This window comes from Ktedonobacter sp. SOSP1-85, assembly GCF_016587415.1.
Lineage (GTDB): Bacteria > Chloroflexota > Ktedonobacteria > Ktedonobacterales > Ktedonobacteraceae > Ktedonobacter.
Genome location: NZ_BNJI01000002.1, coordinates 1,754,799 through 1,777,945, shown reverse-complemented (window position 1 = coordinate 1,777,945; position 23,147 = coordinate 1,754,799). Strand labels below are relative to the sequence as shown.

The 23,147-nt window shown below is 53.6% G+C and carries 20 protein-coding genes and 4 pseudogenes; 13 read left to right on the top strand and 11 right to left on the bottom strand.

Features of this window, described 5'->3' with window-relative positions:
- Positions 1-17 precede the first annotated feature (17 nt).
- From KTE_RS49120 to KTE_RS36045, 5 genes and pseudogenes are all read right to left on the bottom strand, one after another.
- Positions 18-584 (bottom strand): beta-galactosidase small subunit, encoded by a 567-nt coding sequence (locus tag KTE_RS49120; protein ID WP_201390347.1) that lies wholly within the window; start codon positions 582-584, stop codon positions 18-20.
- Positions 577-1,155 carry a beta-galactosidase domain 4-containing protein gene (locus KTE_RS49115; protein WP_201390345.1) on the bottom strand — a complete coding sequence of 193 codons (579 nt, stop codon included), beginning with the start codon at positions 1,153-1,155 and terminating at the stop codon, positions 577-579. The genes KTE_RS49120 and KTE_RS49115 overlap by 8 nt, the downstream gene beginning before the upstream one ends.
- Positions 1,156-1,179: 24 nt before the next feature.
- Positions 1,180-1,449 carry a glycoside hydrolase family 2 TIM barrel-domain containing protein gene (locus tag KTE_RS49110; protein WP_201390343.1) on the bottom strand — a complete coding sequence of 90 codons (270 nt, stop codon included), beginning with the start codon at positions 1,447-1,449 and terminating at the stop codon, positions 1,180-1,182.
- Positions 1,440-2,219: pseudogene (locus KTE_RS48210) on the bottom strand (glycoside hydrolase family 2 TIM barrel-domain containing protein). Before KTE_RS48210 ends, KTE_RS49110 begins: the two are co-directional and overlap by 10 nt.
- Before the next feature lie 454 nt (positions 2,220-2,673).
- The gene (locus KTE_RS36045) at positions 2,674-3,138 is read right to left on the bottom strand and encodes a LysR family substrate-binding domain-containing protein (RefSeq protein ID WP_201390339.1); all 465 of its coding nucleotides are present in this window, start codon (positions 3,136-3,138) and stop codon (positions 2,674-2,676) included.
- Positions 3,139-3,365: 227 nt separating this feature from the next.
- Here KTE_RS36045 and KTE_RS36040 point away from each other — a divergent pair, with 227 nt between their 5' ends.
- Complete coding sequence (locus KTE_RS36040; RefSeq protein WP_201390337.1) at positions 3,366-3,989, top strand: transposase; 624 nt, start codon at positions 3,366-3,368, stop codon at positions 3,987-3,989.
- 337 nt (positions 3,990-4,326) lie between these two features.
- Here the strand turns inward: KTE_RS36040 and KTE_RS36035 are convergent, their stop codons facing one another.
- Positions 4,327-4,626 carry a hypothetical protein gene (locus KTE_RS36035; RefSeq protein ID WP_201390335.1) on the bottom strand — a complete coding sequence of 100 codons (300 nt, stop codon included), beginning with the start codon at positions 4,624-4,626 and terminating at the stop codon, positions 4,327-4,329.
- Positions 4,627-4,947: 321 nt separating this feature from the next.
- On the opposite strand from KTE_RS36035, the gene KTE_RS36030 reads away from it, so the two are divergent.
- Positions 4,948-5,847 (top strand): sigma-70 family RNA polymerase sigma factor, encoded by a 900-nt coding sequence (locus tag KTE_RS36030; protein ID WP_307812041.1) that lies wholly within the window; start codon positions 4,948-4,950, stop codon positions 5,845-5,847.
- Positions 5,848-6,182: 335 nt separating this feature from the next.
- Positions 6,183-6,314, top strand: a complete 132-nt coding sequence (locus KTE_RS49105; RefSeq protein ID WP_255553032.1) for a hypothetical protein — start codon at positions 6,183-6,185, stop codon at positions 6,312-6,314.
- A gap of 724 nt (positions 6,315-7,038) precedes the next feature.
- Here KTE_RS49105 and KTE_RS36025 read toward each other — a convergent pair.
- Positions 7,039-7,941 carry a GNAT family N-acetyltransferase gene (locus KTE_RS36025; protein ID WP_201390331.1) on the bottom strand — a complete coding sequence of 301 codons (903 nt, stop codon included), beginning with the start codon at positions 7,939-7,941 and terminating at the stop codon, positions 7,039-7,041.
- A gap of 850 nt (positions 7,942-8,791) precedes the next feature.
- Here KTE_RS36025 and KTE_RS36020 point away from each other — a divergent pair.
- The 6 genes and pseudogenes from KTE_RS36020 to KTE_RS36000 all read left to right on the top strand — a co-directional run bounded on the left by KTE_RS36020 (position 8,792) and on the right by KTE_RS36000 (position 12,761).
- Entirely contained in the window at positions 8,792-9,202 is a 411-nt protein-coding gene (locus KTE_RS36020) for a hypothetical protein (protein WP_236600841.1), read from the top strand.
- A 117-nt stretch (positions 9,203-9,319) separates the two neighbouring features.
- A complete protein-coding gene (locus KTE_RS36015; RefSeq protein ID WP_201390329.1) occupies positions 9,320-10,435 on the top strand; it encodes a tyrosine-type recombinase/integrase in 1,116 nt (371 codons plus the stop codon).
- A complete protein-coding gene (locus tag KTE_RS36010) occupies positions 10,416-11,354 on the top strand; it encodes a hypothetical protein (RefSeq protein ID WP_201390327.1) in 939 nt (312 codons plus the stop codon). The genes KTE_RS36015 and KTE_RS36010 overlap by 20 nt, the downstream gene beginning before the upstream one ends.
- The gene (locus tag KTE_RS36005) at positions 11,351-12,067 is read left to right on the top strand and encodes an IS6 family transposase (RefSeq protein ID WP_201390325.1); all 717 of its coding nucleotides are present in this window, start codon (positions 11,351-11,353) and stop codon (positions 12,065-12,067) included. Before KTE_RS36010 ends, KTE_RS36005 begins: the two co-directional genes overlap by 4 nt.
- A gap of 154 nt (positions 12,068-12,221) precedes the next feature.
- Positions 12,222-12,308 (top strand): annotated as a pseudogene (locus KTE_RS50075) (hypothetical protein); the annotation flags it as partial.
- Positions 12,309-12,365: 57 nt separating this feature from the next.
- Positions 12,366-12,761: a hypothetical protein gene (locus tag KTE_RS36000; RefSeq protein WP_236600839.1), complete on the top strand. Its 396-nt coding sequence runs from the start codon at positions 12,366-12,368 to the stop codon at positions 12,759-12,761.
- Between the two features lie 106 nt (positions 12,762-12,867).
- On the opposite strand, the gene KTE_RS35995 is transcribed toward KTE_RS36000, so the two are convergent.
- The gene (locus KTE_RS35995; protein ID WP_201390322.1) at positions 12,868-13,668 is read right to left on the bottom strand and encodes a cytochrome P450; all 801 of its coding nucleotides are present in this window, start codon (positions 13,666-13,668) and stop codon (positions 12,868-12,870) included.
- 3 nt (positions 13,669-13,671) lie between these two features.
- On the bottom strand, positions 13,672-14,259 hold the full coding sequence (locus tag KTE_RS35990) for a cytochrome P450 (RefSeq protein ID WP_201390313.1): 588 nt from the start codon (positions 14,257-14,259) through the stop codon (positions 13,672-13,674).
- Between the two features lie 316 nt (positions 14,260-14,575).
- Between KTE_RS35990 and KTE_RS35985 the strand changes: the two are divergent.
- From KTE_RS35985 to KTE_RS35975, 3 genes and pseudogenes are all read left to right on the top strand, one after another.
- Positions 14,576-15,922 (top strand): annotated as a pseudogene (locus KTE_RS35985) (transposase).
- Positions 15,923-16,083: 161 nt separating this feature from the next.
- Positions 16,084-16,992, top strand: a pseudogene (locus KTE_RS35980) (IS5 family transposase).
- Positions 16,993-17,505: 513 nt separating this feature from the next.
- The gene (locus tag KTE_RS35975) at positions 17,506-20,763 is read left to right on the top strand and encodes an AAA family ATPase (RefSeq protein WP_201390305.1); all 3,258 of its coding nucleotides are present in this window, start codon (positions 17,506-17,508) and stop codon (positions 20,761-20,763) included.
- A gap of 61 nt (positions 20,764-20,824) precedes the next feature.
- Here KTE_RS35975 and KTE_RS35970 read toward each other — a convergent pair whose 3' ends face one another.
- Positions 20,825-22,450 (bottom strand): alpha/beta hydrolase, encoded by a 1,626-nt coding sequence (locus tag KTE_RS35970; RefSeq protein ID WP_201390303.1) that lies wholly within the window; start codon positions 22,448-22,450, stop codon positions 20,825-20,827.
- 76 nt (positions 22,451-22,526) lie between these two features.
- Entirely contained in the window at positions 22,527-22,736 is a 210-nt protein-coding gene (locus tag KTE_RS35965; protein ID WP_201390301.1) for a hypothetical protein, read from the bottom strand.
- A gap of 40 nt (positions 22,737-22,776) precedes the next feature.
- Between KTE_RS35965 and KTE_RS35960 the strand changes: the two genes are divergently transcribed.
- The gene (locus KTE_RS35960) at positions 22,777-23,118 is read left to right on the top strand and encodes a hypothetical protein (protein WP_201390299.1); all 342 of its coding nucleotides are present in this window, start codon (positions 22,777-22,779) and stop codon (positions 23,116-23,118) included.
- The last annotated feature ends 29 nt before the right edge of the window (positions 23,119-23,147 follow it).

Sequence of the window (23,147 nt, the reverse complement as noted above, 5' to 3'; positions counted from 1 at the left end):
GGAGACAAGCTCCTCCCCTACAGAACAGAGGGAGCAACAAGATCGCGCGAGTATGGGGACAGACGGAGCGCAAATTGAAACGCCTGGCAGAGTAACTCATATTGCGGTAGCACATCCGGTCCACAACTGGCGGACCCCATACCGTGCTGACGATAGTCCAGATGCCAGATCAGCCGTCCACTATCACTTAATTCATAGGTGTGCATAGCCTTCTCCAGTTGCTCCACGCTATAACGATGCAGACTAAAGTTCAATTCAGGCATCCCAACTGCCATCAGATCCACCCCTCGCGTATTGGTAACCGTTACCCAGCGCACCTCTGAACGATTCCCATTCTCCTGCGGCATCGTATAGGGCGTGTACAGCTCGTCGACGGATTTTGTGTAGACACCGACCCGGTTCGCCTGCTTTGTATCCACATAGGATTCGCCCGGCCCACGACCATACCAGCTTGCCTGCTCGAATTGCGATGGAAGCTGAAGTTCCAGACCAATCCGAGGCAGTGTACGCGGCCCACCTGCGGCTGGCTCACCTTTGATCTGAATCACTATATCGCCGGTCGCATACACCATATATTCATACATACATACATGCAATGCCCCAGGCCTTGATCGGAGGTGCAATACGTGCCGCGACAACCACTTTCACAGCACGCCCACGATCAATACTCTCCCAATCCACGCTGGCGATACGATGCGTGAGCTGGTGCAAACCAAGTGATCGCCACTGCGCGACCGAGGTGGTGCCAAAACCACGATCATTGTCCGTTGTGGCACGCCAGAAGGTGAGTTGTGGACCTTTCTCGATCAGTTGCACGCCCTCGGAAATCCAGGATGTGAGCTGACCGTACGCTGTATTGAAATGTATCTCTAGCTCTGGCCCTTCAATTACCAGGGATGTGCCTTCGGTATGACAATGCAACTGCGCACCCACCTGAACGGCACTCTGCTCATCGCTTGTGCGGGCCGCGACGAGAAACTGGGCGTTGGCGATTTCATGTCCTCGATCAGCCCAGAGCGTATCGAAGGCCAGCGTGAAGTCCAGGTTGAGCCAGTAATCCCATCCACTCTGGAGAGCAGACCGGACAAAGGGTATTTCAACTGTGCCAGCGTCGTGCGCAGGAATATCAGGGAGATCAACAACGCCTTGCTGCACGATGGTCCCCTCCCTGAGCAGGGACTATGAACAGACCAGATGCTTCAAGTTGCTGAAGTCATAGAAATTGTGGATGCGCAATTGCCCCGTGTCCACATCGATGGCCTCGACCCAGACAGGCTCAATCACCTTTTTATATTCGATCAGTCCGGGCGACGGCACACGGTCCGCAGACACCAGCCCATCGATCACAAAATTTCCATCATTTGGCTCATCACCAAAATCGCCACGTAGGCGAAGTACTCCTGACCATCCGCAGTCCGTTGCCGGATACCATGATCGCACTACTCCCACACACATCCTCCCTGCAAACGAGGATATTTGTAGATCGTCTCCCAATATTCTGTCAGGCCGCCTGGTCCATTCCCCATGGCGTGCCCGTATTCGCAGAGGATATGTGGCTTCTCCAGGTCGCTCCGCTCGCCAAGCTCCTTGAGCTCACCGACTGAGGTATACATCGTACTGAAGACGTCGGCAACCTGCGCTTCTCTATCGCCCTCGTAGTGAATCAGTCTGGTGGGATCATATGCGCGTATCCAGTTCGCCATCGCTTCATGGTTGCGACCAAAGAACAATTCGTTGCCCAGCGACCACAGAATCACACTGGCATGATTCTTGTCACGCTGCACCATGCGGGCCGCCCGATCAACATATGCGGCCTCCCACTCAGAGCTATCACTGGTCTAGTGTGCGGCATGCTCATTGAGTACACGATAGGCTTCATCTCTACTGATCTGACGCTCTTCTTTTAAGGCATCCATATCCTCCAGAGAGATAAAGCCGTGGCACTCCAGATCGGTCTCGTCAATGACATAGAGTCCATATTCGTCGCACAGATCAAGGAAACGGGGATCGTTGGGATAGTGTGAGGTGCGGACGGTATTGATGTTATGCTGCTTCATGAGCACAATATCCCGCAGTATGGCCTCATAGGGGACCGCTTTCCCAAGATCGGGATGATGGTCGTGACGATTCACACCTTTCAGTTTTATCGCCACTCCATTGACCAGGAAAACTCCATCCTGCAAGGCGATACTTCGAAATCCGACATGCTGCGGTATCATGTGGTTTCTTATAATTTTGTTCGTTATTATCAGAAAAAAATTCGCAGCATCTATGTACAGAAGCAGTAGAACAGGCACAATTTCTCACATAACTGTTCTTGACGCTGGTAAGGTCGTTGCTGGTGGCATAGATCGTTCAAAAAGCTTTTTCTCACATAAATTTTCATCGGCCTGTGGAGCGAGCCAAAGCCCTACCAGCGAATTTTTATGTGAGAAAAATCGCCTGTTTGGACCTGTCAAAATGCGCCTGCGCAGCCTGGAAAATTTATATGAGAAAAGAGAGTACCACTTGTAAGGCTTGGCACGGCTCTGCAAGCTGTCTGACGCAAAACTGATAAATGCTTTTATGATTGAGATGCGAACGTAATCAAGAGAATCCACACAAGAACATGTTATCGTACATGATGCTACTACTCATGTCGGCGAGGCAATCCCTTGCACCTTTCTCAGAAGCTTACATTTCCTCAACCCCTGTCGCGGTATTTGTACGCTGCCCCAGCACCTCGTGTGCAACGGCAAGAAATTCCTGGACCAAGGGAGAGGTGTCTTTTCGACGCCACACCAGAGCCGTTTCGATGGCACCATCGCCATTGAGATCGGCAAGAGGACGATAAACGACCCCAAGATTGCGAATGTCTGCTGCTGAAGCAGGCACAATGGCGATACCCAGGTTTGCAGCCACCAGCCCAAACTGCATACCAATGTCAGGGACCTCTTGCGTAATGCGCGGACTAAAGCCGCAGAGCTGAATGATCCGGTCGTAAAAAAAATGCGAAACCTGGCGTTGGCAAACAATGAACGGTTCATCGCTCAGGGAATGGATCGAGACGGACGCCTGTGAAGCGAAGGAATGGCGTTGTGCGAAAGCGGCAACGAGAGGAATGCGCTCAATAACGACTGAGTCTAGAGAATCGGTCAAGTAATACCATTTAGGGTTCTAAGATGGTCTCAGTCGATAATCATCGAGCATGATAATGCTAGAGCTTATCTACTAACTTTCGATTACTTGACTGGCTCTCTAGCAGGCCAGAGAGGCCCGTGCGCAATTGGAGGGAGTAGGGAGCAAGCACTTCAGACAGGGAATACATGAAGTCCAGGCTCTCGGAAACCAGGAGGAGAACCTGAAGAGTAACTCATCCCCCTGACTTGGGCAAGCAGAAACGTTTTGGCGAACTCATTGCGCATGTCGTGGGCAAGGCATTGGGAGTGTTGGCGGAGGCTGCAGCTCGTGAAGTGGGACTGGATGAGGCCAACAGCGTGGTGGTGGCCGATGGAGCGCAGTGGATCAAACAGGAAGCCCAGCAACACTTTGCCCAAGCCACGCACATACTGGATTGGTTCCACCTTTGGCGGGTGGTACGCAAGGCCATTTGTGAGATGCAACGAGAGCAGCACTACTCGGACACCTGGCTCAGGCAGCAGATTGCTGAGATCAAGAGCTGGTTGTGGCAGGGAGAGGTCGAGGAGGCTGTCAAGCGATTGCAGAGCTGGCAAGGGCAAGAGAAAGGGGAAGGCAAAGCCTTGGAAGCAGCCTTGACCTACCTGGATCAGCAACGAGATTGGATGGGATCGTATGAGGCCTGGAGACAAGCAGGATATCCGGTAGGCAGTGGCATCATCGAACGAGCAGTGGCTCTGGTCATCAATCGGCGCATGAAACGGCGAGGGATGCGCTGGAAACGAGCCAATGCCACGGCCCTGGTGGCTCTGCGAACTGCCTTTCTCAACACCGATTGGCAGCGCGAGCCATCCAATCGAGCATTTCTGTAATCAACAGCCCCCTGTTTTGGGCACAACCCTTTCCTGCTTCCATCACTTGGTTACTCAACCTCATTGCGCAACCCGTGGGAAGAACCAAGTATTCTGAGAAACGACAGTCACTCGGGCTATTGCTTCTGTTCCTCTCGTGCGTGCCCAATCCAAAAGACACGATACCATCGGGAAAGCACAGGAATGCGGCTCTGTTTCACGAGCCGCGCTCACCTGCTTCACGAGCCATGTGGCCCGCGTCTTCTCGCCAGGCTTTTCACCGGAGATCGCCGAGAGGATCTGGCGAGTATGATCGGCAGCGGCTGCCTCACTCGCCAGACGCTCGACTCCTGGGTCGTTAGAAGGACCGATAGGAGCTGGTAGCCGTCAAGTGTTCGGCGGTTGGCGGCTCAGCGATCCAGGTCTTGAAGTTCGCGACGAACGCCTGAAATTCTGGGAAGGCCACCAACGGATTGTCTACGCCGTCGTCAGTGACGCTGAGCGTGACAAAGGTCTCCCCGTCGGGGAGCGGGCAGACGGCATAGAGAAACCCCTGCGGACGTTCTCGTTCAAGCGCCTCGAGCACGCGCTTGCCCGCCGCATCGATTTCGGCGCGCTTGTCAGGCTTGACTTTGGTATGGGAAATCGCTACTTTCATGGGAACAGGTCCTTTCACTTGTCCACTTGGTTCGTGGTGCGTTTCCGCTGGCGGTGCACACCCCCCCCAAGGTGCATCTTGATGGTGATGAGATTGCCCAGTCAGCGCGGTCAAGAGGAGTGGGACTCCCTCTCACCTTGACTGGGTTTCCCTCGTCACCCTCCCGACGTATGACACGGAAAGAATGTGACCGGTTTCTTCCTGATTCGGGCAAACTCGTGTGCGATTGGAAGGGAACATCCTGCTCTCTTGTGATGACGCGCCAAGACGGGCTGGCTGCCTGTCACATCAGCCCGGTTTCCTTCGTCGGTGGTATGACGAATGGAGAAAGAAGGAAGAGAAGGAATGGATGAACAAGACTGGCTGGTGAAGCGCTTCGAGGCAGAACGTCCCCAACTGCAGGCGATGGCCTATCGGATGCTGGGTTCCCTTCCCGAGGCGCAGGATGCCGTTCAGGAGTCCTGGCTGCGTCTGGTCCGCACGGACCCAAGTACCGTCTCAAACCCGGGCGCATGGCTGAGCAGGGCGGTCACGCGGATCTGCCTGGATATGCTGCGCGCGCGGAAATCGCGGGGAGAAGAGTCCTTGGAAGCGTCCTTTGCTGGGTCCATCACGAGAGCGCCTGGCAGAAGCGACCCCGAGGAAGAAGCCGAACTGGTCGATGCGGTGGGTCTAGCGCTGCTGGTGGTGCTCGATCAGCTTACTCCTGCCGAGCGCCTAGCCTATGTGCTGCACGACATCTTCGCCGTGCCCTTCGACGAGATCGCGCCTCTCGTGGAGCGCTCAGAGGGCGCAGCCAGGCAGCTCGCCCGCCGCGCCCGCCGCCGGGTGCGGGGAAGAGCACCTATGCAGGATGCGGACCTGTCCGCCAGCCGAGAAGTGGTGGAAGCCTTCCTCACCGCCGCGCGTGTCGGGAACTTTGACGCGCTGCTCGCCGTGCTCGATCCAGATGTGGTGCTCCGGCGCGATCCCATGTCCGTGCCTGCGGGCGGAGCAGGAGAGCTTCATGGTGCAGCGGCTGTGGCGAACCAGTTTGTGGGACGTGCCCAGGCAACACAGACTGCGCTGGTGAATGGCTCCGTGGGAGTCGTCGTGGCCCCGTACGGGCGGCTGATCGGCGTCTTTGATGTCTCGATCAGGGGAGGCAAGATCATCGCGATCACCACGATTACCGATCCTGCACGCCTGCGCCAGGTGCACCTTGCGGTCCTCGACAACTGACAAGCCGCCATCCGCCTTTCGCCCGTCGTTTGCACCTACGTGAATACCTGTTCGGCGGTCTCTGAACTCGTTCGTCTTCCTCCGCAACAGACGGAGCGCGAGGGGCCGCATTTGTCGGTTCTCACCGCGCGTTGTCGTCCGCCTCAGGTGAGATGACGTCTGTCTCAGTGTTGTTGTCATGGTGGTGTGCGAGAGGGAGGAAAAGGATGCTTCTGACGAGAATGGAACAAGGGAGCTCGTATTGCAGGAGCGAGACCCATTGTAGCAACCCACGAGAGTGATGGTGTGTCGTTTTGTGCTGGGGATCCTCTCTTTGCAGAGAGGCGCATGCAGGTATGACCGTTTCTCGTAAGGACGATGGTAGTGCGCTCCTGGTGGAGATGGAGATGGTGTACTGGAGTGCGCAGTGGTGCCGTTTGAGAGTGGTAGGGGAGCAGAAGGAGGAGAAGCATGGTATTGCTAATTGATTGGGCCGGAAAGTAGGCTGTGACGTTTGGATGGTCCCAGAGGATCGAGCGCAGAGGTGGCATGACGAGCGCCTGGGTGATGTGAGCCTGGAGCCCTTGCCGGCATTGCCGTTGGGAGAGCACGAACTGGCAGGAGGAGATCTGTTGTGGTTGCACAAAACGGAACTGGTGGCAGCCTCTCGAAGAGCGCAGACTTCTCCGCGAGATGGCATTCTCCTTGCTGTCTCTCTGTGTCTGTTTGCGGGTATAGAGATGTCCCCTTGAAAAATGGCGCCTGCGTACCTGACGCCTGGGACAGGCATTCGCACGACGCACGAATGCCTCTGTTCATCTTTACTGTAGTATGAAATGCCGCAATGTGCAATCCCCGAGAGAAAAGCGCGGAAATGTATGGAAGAGCGTGATGAGCATGGGAGTCGACATGATGCCATGGTGGAGCCGTGGTGGAAGGGAATGCGAGCGTCCATTCATGGTGGCGTGTCTTGATATTCTCTTCGCGCCTCTCTTTGCCAACCGGTAGCCACTTTTCTCTCACCATGTCGCGCGAGAAAGGGAGCCATCATCAGAGCCAGGCTGGTAGGGGTGCGGCAAGTTTTTTTGCGCTGGGTCTACCACCTCCTCGAACGCCGGTCGGTGATGAAAGTACGAACAAAATAGATCGCCTGTAAAGCACAAGATTTTATGAGCAGAATCTGATGATTTACAGGCTATCTCTTCTATCAGCCTACGAGCGAGCAGGATCCCCTTCGATTACTTGGTAGTAATCACATGTTCTGATTGTACGGAAGCCGCAAGATTCGTAGAGTCCGAGGGCATTAGCGTTCTTTGTCTCTACATCAAGAGCGATGTCAGGCCAGTGTTCTTCAAGCAGCAGATCAATGATTGCCAGAAGCATTTGCCGACCGTAACCCCGCCCGCGATAGGGAGGGAGTACGCCAAAGGTCACGATATCAATCTGCTCACCAATGCTGACAGTTCTGAGTGCCCCAATTGGCAACCCATCAAGCAGGCCGATGTAAAAACGTTGGTTGTCTGCTGAAATAACCTCCATGATCCAGTTTTCTATCGCCTCTTCAGATGCCTCAAATGCCTGTGAAACGAGATGGGTGAGGATTGGAACTTCGGTAGCTTCTGCGCGTCGGAACTGTATCTGCTGTCCTTGTGACAATTGGGGACGCTTGATGTTAGCTGGATCAAGCACCATGCGATGTTCTGAAAAACGATATTCTCCCCTGTTTGCGGAGGCAAACGCTTTGCCGGAGGGTAAGGCACCATCACAAACCAGCAGTAGGCCGCTAGCACCTCTCCGTCGCCAGACAGCCTTCGCTGCCTCAAATAGAGTTGTTCCTACACCTTTACGCCTGTGATCTGGATGTACCATCCCGTAGATCTCGATCTCTGAGTCAGGTCGGAGGTGTTGGAGGTAGGCGATGCCGGTGAGGGTGTCACCCTGATAATGGAGTAACTGTGCTGGTTTGTTTCCTGATGGTGCAAGCATCTCTTCCAGGGAAACGAGAAAGTCCACCCCTTCATACAGGCGATAATCCTCGATCAGCCTGGTTATGTTCGCTCGATCACTTGCAGTAACCTCTGTTTTAATTTCGCCTGTTACACTATGTTGATTCATATTTTCTTCCTTCATGTTTTTTAGCGAATAAAGACATAGCACACCGAAGTACATAGCTTTGCCTCTGCTGTGCTATGTCGCGATTGATTGTTGGGAGTATCGAGAAGTGTGTACCAGCGTCGTTCATGCATGTGCACGAACGACATATATCACTCAGGGGTATCTCTGCTGAAGCGATTCTGCATTGAGCGTGGTGTGGCACAAGGGAGGATAGGTATCCATTCCTTATGATAACAAGAAGCGGTAAGATGCCTTAAGAGAGCTGTACCGAGCTGTTAGCAGAAGCGGCACACAACATGAAAATAGGGGGTGTGTTTCATTTTCTGTTGCTCCTTTTTGTTTGAAGAAACGATGTTTCAACAGATTGAATATAACATAGAGTATACCCGAAAGCAAGAGTGATCCCATGGCCCTCAAGGCCGTTGCAACGTCCCATCTGTCACCTGCGGCGGTGTGCAAAAGAAGGAAAAAGAGGTTTTTGCGGAGATACCCCGCCCCCAGCAAATGGCTGCGTCCTTTGCAATCCCGCTTTGCTCTTTTTCTTTCCGACCGTCATCTCGCCGATAGCTCTATTGTAGTACGAAGCTTTTCCTGGTCTCTGCCTCGCGCAAAAAAACTTGTCGCACCCGGCTGGTAGCCAGTTGGCCTGGCTGTGACGATGGCTTGTGTTTTCTCCACAATCGCTGCACACCCCCCTGGATAAGTTCGTGGAAAAGTGGGTTGCGTCGGGCCCCCTGGTTCAGGTATGCTTCGGAGGAACGAGCGTGCTTCCCTCTCTTGTGCCCGGCGTCGGCCCCTCTATTTCTTGTGTGACTGTGTTGTGCTTTGCTTCGCAAAGGAAGGAACCACTATGCCTGCACCTCTCGAGGAGAAGGAGTCACGTCTGGCTCCACGCAGCCTTGTCGTGCGCCGCCGTCCGATGTCGTCACCAGGAAAAGCGCCAGCGGTCCAGACAGCGCGTGCTTCTCAGTTCGCCAAACCACGGGAGCAGCGCCCTGAATCCAGCGAAGAGGTCCCGGAATGCTTGCGGGAGGCCTCGCCACAGCCAAAGAGGTCCCGAGGAGGGAGCTGGCTCCTGCCCCTTGGGCTGGGGATGTTGTGTGCGCTGCTCCTCGCCCTCGCCGGGTCTGTGGTGGTCACCTGGAGTAGCACGTTCATGGACGATGTGCGTTATGGATATCCGCGAACGACGCACGTCGACCACATCGTCGGCCATGAACTGGATCCACGCGTGCCAACTCACTTTACGGCTCAAATCTAGACTAACAAATACTCATACTCATACTCATAACGTGAAAAACATATGAAAAGGATTATCTTCGCGTTGTAAATATAATATAAATGGTGACCTATTTCTACAACGTGAGGAACGTAGTTAATGAAAGTCCAACGTATTCGGTTACTCGAAACGAATCAGATCTCCTGGCTCGTTCTTGATGATGACTTTGTCCCCATTGAACCGGTTTTCTCCTACATCAAATTCCTTCATGATATCGATCGTAGCCCAAACACTATCCGTAATGCGGCGTACCACTTAAAGTTGTTTTGGGAGTATCTACGTGATAGCTCTTTCGTCTGGCAAGAGGTCGATATCGCACAATTGGCAGGCTTCATCTCCTGGCTTCGACGGCAAGATCCCAAAGTGGCCTCCATCGAGCTCCATGCCCCCACACGAACCAATGCAACCATCGATCAGATGCTCAGTTCAGTTCATGGGTTCTACAATTTCCACATCCGTCTTGGATCACTTCCTGAGTTATCACTGTATCGTTCATCTGGGTCCTACCAAAAACGATACAAACCTTTCTTGCATGGCATTGCCAAAACGAAACCGGAACAAACACGGGTCGTTTCTATCAAACGAGAGCAAAGAAGACCAAAGACTCTTACTCACCAACAAATTCAACAGATCCTCGATGCTTGCTCTCATACCAGAGACAAATTTCTCCTCAGTTTGCTGTATGAAACAGGAATGCGAGTAGGACAGGCTTTGGGGCTAAGGCATGCTGACATTTCTGTGGAGAATGGGGAAGTATTAGTGGTTCCGCGCAATGACAATCCTAACGGGGCGCGCACCAAATCGCGGGCTGTCTACACCCTTCCGGCTTTAACTCCTCTCATGCAATTGTACACTGATTATCTGATAGATGAGCTTGGAGCATTAGAATACGATACACTCCCGGATTTCGTCTTTGTCAATCTTTGGGAGGGAGAAATTGGCCGCCCTTTGACCTATGCAGCAGTCATGTCATTGGTCAAACGCTTGCGCAAGAAGACCGGTGTGGATTTTACCCCACATATGTTTTGTCACAGCCGGGCCACGACGTGGATTCGAGATGACAAACTGCCTCTGCCTGTTGTCTCCCGTTTACTCACGCATACCAGTATTCAAACGACAAACGATACGTATCTTCACCTGACTGCTGAAGATTTGAAAAAAGTGCTCATGGAAGGAAAGGAGGTTCGGGACTCACGTGGAAACAATTACGTCTGATGATATCATCTGGTCGCCGCAGAAAACTCAGCATTTGCAGGATCAGCTCGTTGATTCCTGGTCTGAGGATATTTGGAAGCTGAATGGGGAATCGGGGAGTGCATGTTACCTCCGTTTCCATCTGACCTCTCCCGCACTTCGGACCGAAATCAAGTATGCAATATGGCACAAATTTCACACAAAGGCATGGAACGAGGAAAAGGATGTTTCTCGCCTCCGTGCTCGCTTGAACCATCTTGTCGTCTGGCTTAACGGAATTTCCCCAAACGGAGCCTCTCTCCTGGAAAAGCGTCTTGAGTACTGGGAGTGGTCTCTGAGATCACATCTTATCGAAATGGGGCTATTCAAACAATGGAAAGGGGCTCCAGGTCTGCGAGCTAACCAGGTCTATGTAACCTATCTCTGTGAAGACCGGCGCATTAGTCTCTTGCGTCAGATTTACGCGACGCTTCAAAAGGCCTATGATGATCGCCCCATCCTGGAACGAGATATCTGGGATATGTGCCAGCTCGGATTACCAGTCAACTTGACGAACTCGAATTATCTCCTGAATTTTACCTCCATTGTCCAACCCTGGCTTCGTTCATTGGCCAAGACATTCATGAGATACCGAATTGCCATTGCGAGCCCTGCTGACTGCTCGAACAAGCTTTGGGCACTTCACATCTTCTCACGCTTCCTTGCTCAAGATTTTCCTCAATGTACGCCCAAGGATATTCGCCGCGATCTCATCGTTCGGTATATCAGTGAATTACGCATCCAGAGCAAGTTGGTTGACAGTTTCCGGCAGGCGCTCGTCCACCTGCGCGTTTTTCTTGAGACCTGCACTCAGCACTTAAAAGTTCAAGGATTGAGTAAAGAGCGAAGGTATTGTCAACTTGGGAACGTAGCTGAACACTGTGCTAAAATAACTGCATGAAAATAACTCCCACCACTCCCGAGTACAAAGGCTACCGCTTTCCTCCTGCAATCATCAGCCACGCTGTCTGGCTCTATTTCCGCTTTTCGCTGAGTTTTCGCGATGTTGAAGAGCTTCTGGCACAGCGAGGCATCGTTGTGACGTATGAAACAGTGCGGCAGTGGTGTCTCACATTTGGCCAGACCTATGCGAATGAACTGCGTCGTCGTCGCCCTCGCTGTGGAGACACATGGCACATGGATGAGGTCTTCCTCACCATTCGTGGCGAAAAACACTACCTATGGCGAGCCGTCGATCAGGATGGCAATGTGCTCGATATCCTCGTCCAGAGTCGCCGCAACAAAAAAGCGGCGAAACGCTTTTTCCGCAAGCTCCTCAAAGGGTTGCAGTACGTGCCGCGGGTGATTATCACTGATAAACTGAAGAGTTATGCGGCTGCGAAACGCGAGATCCTGCCTGGTGTGGAGCATCGCCAGCACAAGGGATTGAACAACCGTGCGGAAAACTCGCACCAACCCACACGCCTGCGAGAGAAGAAGATGCGAAGATTCAAATCAGCACAACACGCGCAACGCTTTCTCTCGGCATTCGGTCCCATCACAGGGCATTTTCAACCACGGAGACACCGTTTGCATGCGCAGGAATATCTTGTTCTTTTACAGAGCCGATTCCAGGCGTGGAATGAGGTAACCGGAATCAAACAAGCGGCCTAACCACCACTCGCCCTGCCTCTCATTGACTCCTCCCGCACGCATTCTTCGTTATAACTCAGCAATACATTGCGTTGCTACAAACAAGTTGACAACACCTGCCCGCTTACTCGCGCAGGCTGAAAATGCGCTCGGAGCGGAGTTTCGCCGACTTGATGTGACACAATATCCGCTTCCATTTGACGGGCAATCGTTTGATCTGATCCACGCGCGTTTGCTCGATAGTATTCTTCCTCGCAATCAATGGCCCCTCCTGATCCAAGAGGCGCATCGTCTCTTACGGCCAGGGGGATGCTTGGTGGTGAGCGAGTACGAAACAGCCGTTTCGACAAGCCCTGTGCTTCGCCGGCTCAATCAGATTTTTCTGCAGGGGATGTATGCCATGGGCAAGGGGTTTTCGGCAGGGGCAAGCCTTGGGATCAGTCACCGCTTACCGATGTGGTTCTATCAAGCCGGTTTTCTCGAAATCGAGAGCGAGGCTTACGCGGTCGATTGCTCCTACGGCACGGAATTGGCCAACGCATGGAATGAAGAGCTCTTCGCGATCGTCTCCGCCCTGCACTCCAGAATGATCAGCGCCGGGGTCACAACCCAGGAAGAATTGGAAAACCTCATCGCGCTGGCCGCGCACGATGTCGCTGACCCCATGTTCGTGAACTTTAATTATTTCGTTTCCGTCTGGGGGAGAAAAGGCTAAAACGAGACGAGTCCTGAGGGTTTGAGCACGCTAGGAACCAAAAGTTGGGGTAGCGTGCTCAAACCCCGTTTAGGAAGGGAGAAAGAGGACTCGCTTCCTGTGGTTGTTACTGCTCGACCAGAAGTTGGTCCTGCACGTGCTTTTTGACGCGCATCGTAAAGGCCACAGGGCGCAATGACGGCTGCATTTTGGCCTCTACCGGTTCCTCCGTGATCCGCTCAATTTGGTATGTCCGCACGATGGTTACCACCGCCAGGAGCAGCTCCACCATCGCCAGCGACATCCCGATACAGCTATGGGGACCCGCGCCAAAAGGGAAGTAGGCCAGGGCTGGTCGCAGTTGTTTCTGCACCGGGGTGAAACGATCTGGATCAAAACGGTCCGGATCTGGATAGTAGGTAGGATGGTGATGCATACTGTAGGCACACACAAAGCAGGTACTCCCAGCAGGGAGCGTGTATCCTCGCAGCTCGGTTTCCTGCATGACGACTCGATTGGTAAATGGCGCAGGCGGCCAGAGCCGCAAGCACTCATTGATAAACATTGATGTATAGGGGAACCGTTCGAGGTCTTCCGCTCTAGGAAGACGGGGCTCCTGGCCCGGCCCTCCGAGCACCTGGTCCACTTCTTCGTAGACCCGCCTCGCCTGCGGGTAGGTCGCCAGTGCATACCAGATCCAGGTCAGCGTGGCGGCCGTCGTTTCATGGCCGCCAAAGAGGAGGGTGACCATCTCATCAACAATTTGCTGATCAGTCATGGCCACTGTCTGCTGCGGGTCGTGTTTCTGCTTCTGCTGCGTGTCCACCAGGGTTGAGAGCACATCGACCTCTCCTGGCGGAAGGGGCGTGCGGTGCCGTTCCTCCCGTATTTGGGCGATGGTATTGCCCAGATGCTTATGGGCCGTCACCAATCACCGGTTTTGCGGGAGGGGGGCCCACTTAGGAATGGGGAGCGGTGTTTGAAAGAGTTCGACGATGTAGCGCTCGATGGCCTCAAAATGCACGCCAACGGCCTCCATCTGCGGGTGGTTGCGCACAAGGACTTCCCCCATCACGCGCAGGGCAAAGGCTTTGTTGCTCTGCCAGGCGTCGATAGCGGGGAGGGTCTCCCATTGCCGCCCCATCCTCTCCGCTGCGCTGGCGATAGCGGGGACGAACGCAAGCACTTGTTTCCTGGTAAACATCGGATTCATGAGCGCGCGTTGTTGCTGCCAGAGCTCCCCCTCGGAGACGAATATGCCATTTCCCAGGGTCTGGCGGAAAATGGCAAAGTCGATACTCTTCTTTTGAAAGAGATCTGCCCGTTTAAAAAACGCGCGCACATCGTCTGGATGGCTGAGCAAATAGCAACGCTTATACAACAAAGGAAATGCGTGGATCTCCTGGTCAGGTGAGGAGGCGACAAGCTGTTGGAAATAGACCAGGGGATCGCGTGCGAAAGCCAGAAAACTGCGGAGACGTTGTTTGAGGGTAAATGACGGTATCGTTAAACGCAACATAATTGCTCACTTTCTATAGGTGCTCTCGGGACAATCAGCAGGAGCAGCTCGGACCCTTTCGGGCAAAATAACGCGATGGCGAGCATCGAACGCACAACACTCAGCCTTATCCCTACTATACACTATCTTTATTTTCGTGTTGTAATCGACTCCTGAGGAATTGTAGAGAGAAATGCACATTAGGCCTCTCAGTGTTTTTCTGACGAAAAGATACCTGGACTTTGCACATTTTTGTAAGCAGGAGCTTTTTTGACCTCTTCCGATACAATGCCAGGAACCTATTCATTCTTTTCACGAGAAAAGGAGGTTTCTGTTCGTGAGATCACATCCTCTTACGCTTCTGCTTGCTCCATTCCAATCGGCCTTTAGTAAACCGACCTGGCGCAAGGGTGTGCTATTGATTGAAGGAGCCCTTCTCACTCCTGGACGCAGAACCGTGACAGCAGCGCTACGAGCGGTGGGATTGCAAGAGGAAAGACATTTCAATTGTTTCCATCATGTGCTCAGTCGCGCTCGTTGGTCTTCGCTTCTGCTGAGTCGTCTGCTGCTGCTGCTGCTCGTCCAGACATTTCTCCAATCAAGAGAAACGGTTGAATTGGTCGTTGATGAAACCCTGGAGCGGCGATGGGGGCCGCATATTACCAAATGTGCTTATTACCATGACCCTGTTCGTTCCTCCCAAAAACACAGGAAAGTCAGTCGTGGTTTGAAATGGTTGTGTATGATGCTCTTGGTGCGACCCGCCTGGACGAATCGTGTCTGGGCCCTGCCTTTTCTCTGCGTTTTGTGAACCTCAGAGGAGAGAGATACGAAAGTGGGACGCCAACACAAAACGGTTCCAGAGTGGACAAGGCAGCTTGTGAAAGTGGTACGACGATGGCTTCCCAATCGCACTCTCAAGCTGGTCGGTGATGGAGCATACAGCGTGGTTGAGTTGGGGACGACCTGCCAAAGCCAGCAGGTGACACTGATTGCTCCCCTGCGTTTTGATGCCTGTCTCTATACCCCTCCTCCAACTCGTCAAGCAGGCCAAATGGGGCGACCACGCCTGATCGGGCAACGTTTACCGCAACTTGATCAGGTGTTGGCTGATCAGCAGACCACTTGGCAGAAAGCCTGTGTCAAATGGTATGGGCAAGGCGAACGAAAGATCGAATGGTGTAGTGGAACGGCTCTGTGGTACCGTGGAGGTCAAAGACCTTTACCTCTACGATGGGTCTTAACTCGCGATCCCAAGAGGAAACATGAGCCACGAGCCTACTTCTCAACCGATCAAGCCCAATCTGGCCTCTCCATCGTGATCGATTTTATGAAGCGCTGGTGTGCTGAAGTGACCTTTGAAGAGAGTCGAGCCCATTTAGGGATAGAGACACAGCGGCAATGGTCTGACAAAGCTATCGAGAGGATGACACCTTGTCTCTTTGGACTCTACAGTCTGGTGGCGTTGCTTGGGTACCGCCTCCATCCTCGTGGGGATATTCCATTCCAACGAACAGCCTGGTATCAAAAGCAGCAAGCCACCTTTATTGATGTACTTGCCGCTGTACGATGGCACTTGTGGAACAATTTCAGTTCTTCTACATCACCTCAAAACCCTGATGTCATTTTACTCCCACGCTCGGATCTTGTTCGCCTTGCTGGCCTTGTGTGTTCCTCCGCTTAAAATGTGCAAAATCCAGGATACGACGTACCATATAACTAGAGCGTGTCCAGGAAGGCTTGAGGAGCGGATTGAAGCAAGGGCCAGCACGAGAAGAGAGCAAAATGATAGAATAAGAGAGAAAGGGGAGAAAAGGGCGTCTATCCGAGAAAGATGGGAAGCCAATGGAAATCTATCCGTCTGATCTCACAGATGCTGAGTGGGCCATTCTCGAACCGCTGATTCCACCAGAGAAGCCAGGTGGGCGATCACGAGAAGTGGATATGCGTGCGGTCCTTGATGGGATATTTTATGTGCTGCGAGCTGGGTGTGCTTGGCGCATGATCCCGCGTGGCTACCCGCCAAAATCTACCGTGTATGCGTATTTTGCTCGCTTTCGCGATGAGGGAGTGTGGGAACAGATCATGACCACTTTACGTGAACGCTGCCGCTTGGAGGCAGGAAGGGAGGCCACATCTTCCTGCTGCATCATTGATAGTCAATCGGTCAAAACGACTGATCGGGGCGGACCACATGGTTATGATGGTGGAAAGAAGCTGATCCGCCCGAAAGAGGCACTTGCTCGTTGATACGACTGGATTACTGCTCAAAGTTGTCGTTCATGAAGCCAACATCCAGGATCGGCAAGGCGTCCCGCTCTTGTTAGAGCCAATCAAGGGCATCTTTACTCGTCTGAAAAAAGTATGGGTCGATCAGGGGTACACGGGCAAGGGACGAAAGTGGATCGAGCAAGAAATGGGATGGGAAGTAGAGGTGGTTCGTCATGCCTGGCGTGCCCGTGGAGAGTGGGTACCGGCGTGCGAGATCTCTCGGACCTGCGAACGGTCTGGTTCACGTATGAGCGCATCAAACCTGAACCAAAGAAGTTTCGAGGGGTGCTTCCGCGACGTTGGGTAGTGGAACGAACTTTTGCCTGGATGGGGAGATATCGTCGAATGAGCAAGGATTATGAGTACTTAACGAGCAGCAGTGAAAGTATGGTGTGCCTGACGATGATTCGTCTGATGCTCAGGAGGCTCACTAATCCCTCTGAAACGGCCAGGGAGAACGCTCAACGGCATCGAAGCGCTTGAGCAGCCTTCTTGGACACGCTCTAGCGATACTTGCGGCCTTTTTTGAGAATCATCTCAAGCCAGCAGCAGGGTTTCGCAAAAGTTGCCCTCCATCCCATTGCGGCCTGTTTGCAGGCCGCCTTAGTTGTTGACCAGTTGTGTTTTGACGGGCTGGCGGCCCGTCAAAACACAACTGGTCAACAACTCGGGTATTGTCAACTTAAAAAATTTTGTTGATGAGCTTTCACCACTTCGATGCCACGTCAGCCAGAATTCTCGAGCAACTAAGGCAAGAAAAAGGGCGCAATCCCCACTTTGAGGTCTGTTTCTCTTCTATAAACTCTACAATTTCCATTAAGTTGACAATACCTTCCAAAGAGCTCCTCTCAGCAATAATTCACAAGCCCTGCCACAGGAAAACCTGCAAAACATTTTTGATGATGGATATGATATACTACTGCTGAAGCATTTGCGCGGCACTATAGCTAGCACGCAAGATTCCACAAAAAGACAGTCTACCAAGGGAGATCTTTGATGCACCCAACCTTCCATATCTCTTTCTTGGGTGACTTTCTGCTGATGGCTGACGATACCCCTGTGACTACGAGCACTATTCCCCACCTACAATCTTTGCTTGTGTATCTTGCTTTGCATAGAAATACACCCCAAAGCCGCTCGCACCTGGCTTTCCTGCTATGGCCCGATTCAACAGAGGGGCAAGCGTATACCAATCTGCGTAAGCTCCTCTATCATTTGCGGCAAACATTCCCGGATGTCGATCTGCTCCTCTCTATAGGCAAACAGAACATACAGTGGCGACCTCTGCAGGCCGATGTCTCCTGGACCCTTGATGTCCTAGAGATTGAGCAGGCTCTGGCCCAGGCTGAACAAGCGCGGCGTGCCCAGAATATGTCAGCGCTGCGAGAGGCTTTAGAGGTAGTGTTACGCATGTACCGTGGGGATCTGTTGCCCAATTGTTATGATGAATGGATTTTACCTGAACGAGATCGTTTACGCCAGGTGTTCCTTCAGGCTGCAGAACGCTTGAGTGCGCTTCTGGAAGAGGAACGTGACTATGACGCCGCGATCACAGTAGCGCAACAGCTTCTTCGCCAGGATGTCCTGCGTGAAGCGACCTATCGCCAACTCATGCGTTTGTTGGCTTTGCGTGGCGACCGAGCTACAGCACTGCGCATCTACCACACCGGTGTCACACTCCTGGAACGCGAACTAGGAGTGGAGCCGAGTCAGGCCACACGGGCGGTTTACGAAGCGCTCTTACAATCGGATAGTACTCCTGATTCGCCGACGAACTCGCTCACAACACGCGGAACAGCAGTACCGTTGCTCGGTCGAAAAGCGGAATGGCGGCAAATCCAGGAGGCATGGCGTAAGGTTACCGCGGGACACCAAAGCTTTGTGATACTCACAGGTGAAGCTGGCATTGGCAAGACACGGCTGGCCGAGGAAATGGAAGCATGGGTGAGTCGCCAGGGCATGGCAACGGCGAGCGCGCGTTGTTACGCCTTGCCCGGGTCACTGGCTTATGCTCCTGTCACCAGCTGGCTACGCGCGGCTGCGCTCCAAACAGGTTTTACCACTCTCGATTCGATCTCACTCACGGAAATAGCACGGCTGGTACCAGAAGTGCTTACCACACATGCACGCCTCTCCGTTCCTGCTGCGATGACTGAAGGATGGCAACGCCAGCGTTTCTTCGCAGCACTGGCACGTGCTGTATTCTCCGCTCGTCAACCATTTCTCCTCCTGCTTGATGATCTACAATGGTGCGACAACGAGACACTGGAATGGTTACATTTTCTCTGGCATTTTGACACAGGAGCACGCTTCTTGCTCATCGGAACTGTACGGGCGGAGGAGATGGTTCCTGGGCATCCCCTGGCTACCTTCCTGAGCACATTGCAGCGTGACGGCTTGATAACGGAGATTCCACTCGGACCACTTACAGCGGCAGACACAACAATCCTGGCTGAGCATATGCTAGGAAGTCAGCTCGATTCAGCGATGAGCAATACTATATATCACGAGACAGAGGGCAACCCACTGTTTCTGGTCGAAATGGTACGAGCATGCACACTGACACAGCAGAAGACAGAGCAACATCTTCCAGGTCGCCCGGTGCCACTGCTCTCGCAATCAGCCTCAACACTTCCGCCAGTCGTGCAAAGCGTGCTTGCGACGCGGCTCGCGCAACTCTCTCCGCTGGCTCAGAAAGTGGCAAACGTGGCCGCTGTCATCGGGCGCGAGTTCGCGTTTTCCGTCCTCGTACAAGCGAGCAAACATAGCGAAGACGAAGTGGTGCGCGGACTGGATGAATTGTGGCAGCGACGCATCGTGCGCGAGCAAGGCACGGGAACGGCTGAGGCCTATGACTTTAGTCATGACAAGCTGCGAGAACAGGTCTATACATCGCTCAGTTCTGCATCCCGCTGTTTGCTCCACCGTTCTGTCGCGGAGGCACTCAAAACCCTGTATATAGCCGATCAGGAGACTGTTAGTGGACAAATCGCCACTCACTACGAGCACGCGAACCTTCCCAAGCAGGCCATTGCAGCATATCAACAGGCCGGGAAAGCGGCGCTCCGCATCTACGCACACGTGGAGGCAAAACGCGCATTTGCGCGGGCGGCCCGGCTTCTTGAAACGCCAGGGAATATCCCATGGGAGACGGCCGCCCAGGTCTACAGCTTGCTTGGAGACGTTTCTATGGAAGTTGGCTCCTGTGAGGAGGCGAGACAGGCGTATCAGCATGCTATGAACAGTATCCCGCCAGACGCACATCTCTGGCGAGCACGTCTGTACTGGAAAAGAGCCACCACCTGGATGTCTATTTCCACTGAGCGTCACGATCCCTCCTATCTGCATGGGCGCGAGGAGTTTGAAGAAGCGGAACGCATCTTAACACAGATGACAGACACAGCAAACCTGGACTGGCGCGATGAATGGATAGCGCTACAATTTGCTCGATTATGGCAAGGGAAAGGCTCTGTGGACGATATGGCCATAGCCATTGAAAAAGCCCGGCCCATCGTTGAACAGTATGGGACACAGGAACAACGCAAGCTGCTCACACAGGCAGTAGGGGTACACAATGCTTTGCGAGATCGCTATGTGATTCCTGCTGAAAGGGTAGCTACCTGGCGCGCGACCATAGCCACCATGGGACCAACAGAGAACGAGGCTCAGCGAGCCACGGACCTTGCCATACTTGCCATCGGCCTCGTATGCGCGGCTCAGTTCGATGAGGCTGAGGAATTGCTATGGCAGGCATTACGTTTGGGAGAACGTACAGGAAATGCCTGGGCGCAAAACAATTGCCTGACGTTTTTGCCCTTTGTCTTCAGGCAGCGCGGCCAGGTGGAGCAGTTGCGCCGTGTGCTCACTCAAGCCCGGTCTATAGGCATCGCGCCACATAATCGCATTCTCTCAGGACACGCTGCCTGGGTCGCCTGGCGCGAAGGCAATCTGGCTCTAGCTGAGACCTATGGCCGCGAATCATTGCAAGGAGAGCGTTCCCTGCAGATCAGGCCAAACCCGTTCCTCTGGACAGGCAGGTGGCCGCTGATAGGCGTGGCCCTGGCTCAAGAACAAACCTCCGCAGCTATCAACAACGTGCGCCTGCTCTTCGATCCCACACAGCAGCCCCCTCGTGAACCATTGGACACCCTCCTCGAAGCGGTATTGCACGCATGGGATGCAGGAGAAGAAGCGATGGCTCACACTCTCCTCCTGCAGGCGCGTCCTCTTGCGGAGCAGATGGGCTATCTCTAAAGAAGTCTTGCGGCGACAAAAGCAAACGCCTGCTTTTGTCGCCGCAAGACTTCTTTCGTTATCAAGCTGAGAGAGTTCTGCTGAAGAAATCGGCGATCATCTGGATAAGCGCGCTGGGGCTGGGCTGCTCAACTTGCCTGGCACTAGGCATATCCAGGCCATGGCCATCGTGTTGGATCATCACCAGCGTCACAGAGACACCAGCCGCACGTAGCCGCTTTGCCAGATCCTGAGAGTGATGAGGCGCGATAAACCAATCGTCGGCTCCGTGCATAATCAGGAAAGGCGGATCACCGTGCGCAACGTGGCTGACCGGGCTTGAGGCTAAAAACTGCGCTTTCGTGCCATTCCCTTTGAGGAGAGAGACCCACCACGGCGAACCGCTGAAATCCGACAGATCGGCGGGTCCCCACATATCGACAACTGCCTGCACACTGCTCGATTGATTCAGGTATTGACCTGCATCAAGGCCCATCTCAGGACCAACTGTTCCCAGCATGGCACTAATATACCCACCCTGGCTGGGGCCATAAACGCCGATGCTTCGCGGGTCGAGGCCCAGATCACTCGCATGGGCACGCAAGAAGCGCACGGCACACTTAGCTTCCCTGACCTGCTCTCCCGCGTTAGCGACCGGGACAAGGCTATAATCAATTGAGCCAACGATGAAGCCGCGATTGAGCAGATCCGCGCGCAGCTGATCAAAGTACATCCCATCCGAAGTCCCATCTCGCAGGAGGCGCGAACCGACAAGCGTTTCGCCGCCGTGAATGTAGAAGACCATTGGCGCGGGACGAGGCGCTTGAACTGAGGGTTCGGAAATGTCCATGGCAAGCGGACTACCATTCACACGACTATTGCAGTACATCCGAGTCGCGGTCTGACCGGCAGGCACACTGACTGGCGTGGATGTGGAGAGCCACGCTGTATCGATGGCGCTTACGCCCCCACCCCAGGTCAGGAAGCCAAGCACGAACAACGCCGGAAGCACGAGAGAAGTCGTGCGCCACGCCCCCGGCGTCTTCATCCGCAGAGGTCGAATAACCAGACGCAGGATCATGAATACAGCCAGCAACCCAACGACGGGCAGGAAGAAATACTGCAAGCTTGAAAACACACCGGGAACCAGGAAGAAGACGACAATAGCGACGGATTTCAGCACTCCCCATATCAGCAAACCAAGGAGAAGCAGGCGAGGCAGCCAGGTAAAACTGAGACGCCATGCTCTGGATGCCGCGTTCCAGGTGCGTCCACTAAGACAGAGGAAAAAGACGGCTGAGATTCCTTCCACAAAGGGGATGTATAGATCCGGCACACCCAGCGTTTCTGGACGCCATATGGCGAAGCCATTAGGCAGCCCAAAGATGTGCGCGACCAGCCAGATCAGCATCCCAACTGCTTCAACTATCCCCGCAACGAACAGGAAACGACGCGCTGGGGCTGCTACGATAGCAATGGAGACAACAGCCTGAAAGAGAGTAAAACCAATCAGGAGAACCGCGAGCAGCGCGGACGGCGGTAGCTGGTTCAGTACAGCGACACTATGCATGATGGCTGCGCTCATAGTGAGCAATACCGCCCAATAGAGGAGTGCTCCACGTTTGAGACGATGTGCAGTTAGCAGGCTTATCTGAGTTTGGGCTTTATTTTCATCTACTGTTTCCGTTTCTACTGTATCCGTACTCATGGTTGTTTATTCCTTTTCTATAGATATGCACGCTTAGATATATATATCTTTTTCCGCTAGAATGACTGGCAAAATGTTACTGGTTTGGTTCCGATTGGGAATCCAACTCCAACAACAGAGCGACAAGCAGAGGCACCAGTGCAGTCCATCCGCGAAAGTACCGCACTTCTCCACTGATGAGCAACTGGACCTTGCCCCGCAACTCGGACACACCTGGCTCGATCTCCTCTTCCCATACGCGCACGGTAAACAAATGGGAACGAGATCGTGTGTTCGATATATCCATGCTCTTATCCTCTCTTGTAGCACTCCCGCAGAACGCTTGCTTGTTCTGCAGGGATCATGCTGTTATTGATCTTGTAGAGAGTATAAAGGATGCAGCGTTCCTCAAACGTTCCTTATTGCCCGCGCTGGTTCGTCGTCTGCACTGGCCCACGCTCAACACTGGGGACGCGAACGGTGGGTGCTCAGTGCATGCCAACCAGGTGCAACTGTGTTACGTGGCAGCGCCGTTGCCGGGCGAGAACCTCAGCCCGGAATGGACCGAATGCTTCATGGGATTTCCGCCAAGTTGGACCGCGCCCGCTGGCCAGCTCCTCCAGGACCACAATTTGAGTGGGAGCCGCGGCGAGTTGTTGGAAGCGTATCAGAGCAAAGAGAGCGCATAGAAGCGCTAGGCAATGCCGTTATTCCCTAC

Bases quoted from the DNA above. Each gene is read 5' to 3' on its own strand.
- KTE_RS49120 (WP_201390347.1), bottom strand. From the start codon at position 584: ATGTATGAATATATGGTGTATGCGACCGGCGATATAGTGATTCAGATC.
- KTE_RS36035 (WP_201390335.1), bottom strand. From the start codon at position 4,626: ATGAAAGTAGCGATTTCCCATACCAAAGTCAAGCCTGACAAGCGCGCC.
- KTE_RS36030 (WP_307812041.1), top strand. From the start codon at position 4,948: ATGGAGAAAGAAGGAAGAGAAGGAATGGATGAACAAGACTGGCTGGTG.
- KTE_RS49105 (WP_255553032.1), top strand. From the start codon at position 6,183: ATGACCGTTTCTCGTAAGGACGATGGTAGTGCGCTCCTGGTGGAGATG.
- KTE_RS36025 (WP_201390331.1), bottom strand. From the start codon at position 7,941: ATGAATCAACATAGTGTAACAGGCGAAATTAAAACAGAGGTTACTGCA.
- KTE_RS36020 (WP_236600841.1), top strand. From the start codon at position 8,792: ATGCCTGCACCTCTCGAGGAGAAGGAGTCACGTCTGGCTCCACGCAGC.
- KTE_RS36015 (WP_201390329.1), top strand. From the start codon at position 9,320: ATGAAAGTCCAACGTATTCGGTTACTCGAAACGAATCAGATCTCCTGG.
- KTE_RS36005 (WP_201390325.1), top strand. From the start codon at position 11,351: ATGAAAATAACTCCCACCACTCCCGAGTACAAAGGCTACCGCTTTCCT.
- KTE_RS35990 (WP_201390313.1), bottom strand. From the start codon at position 14,259: ATGTTGCGTTTAACGATACCGTCATTTACCCTCAAACAACGTCTCCGC.
- KTE_RS35975 (WP_201390305.1), top strand. From the start codon at position 17,506: ATGCACCCAACCTTCCATATCTCTTTCTTGGGTGACTTTCTGCTGATG.
- KTE_RS35970 (WP_201390303.1), bottom strand. From the start codon at position 22,450: ATGAGTACGGATACAGTAGAAACGGAAACAGTAGATGAAAATAAAGCC.
- KTE_RS35965 (WP_201390301.1), bottom strand. From the start codon at position 22,736: ATGGATATATCGAACACACGATCTCGTTCCCATTTGTTTACCGTGCGC.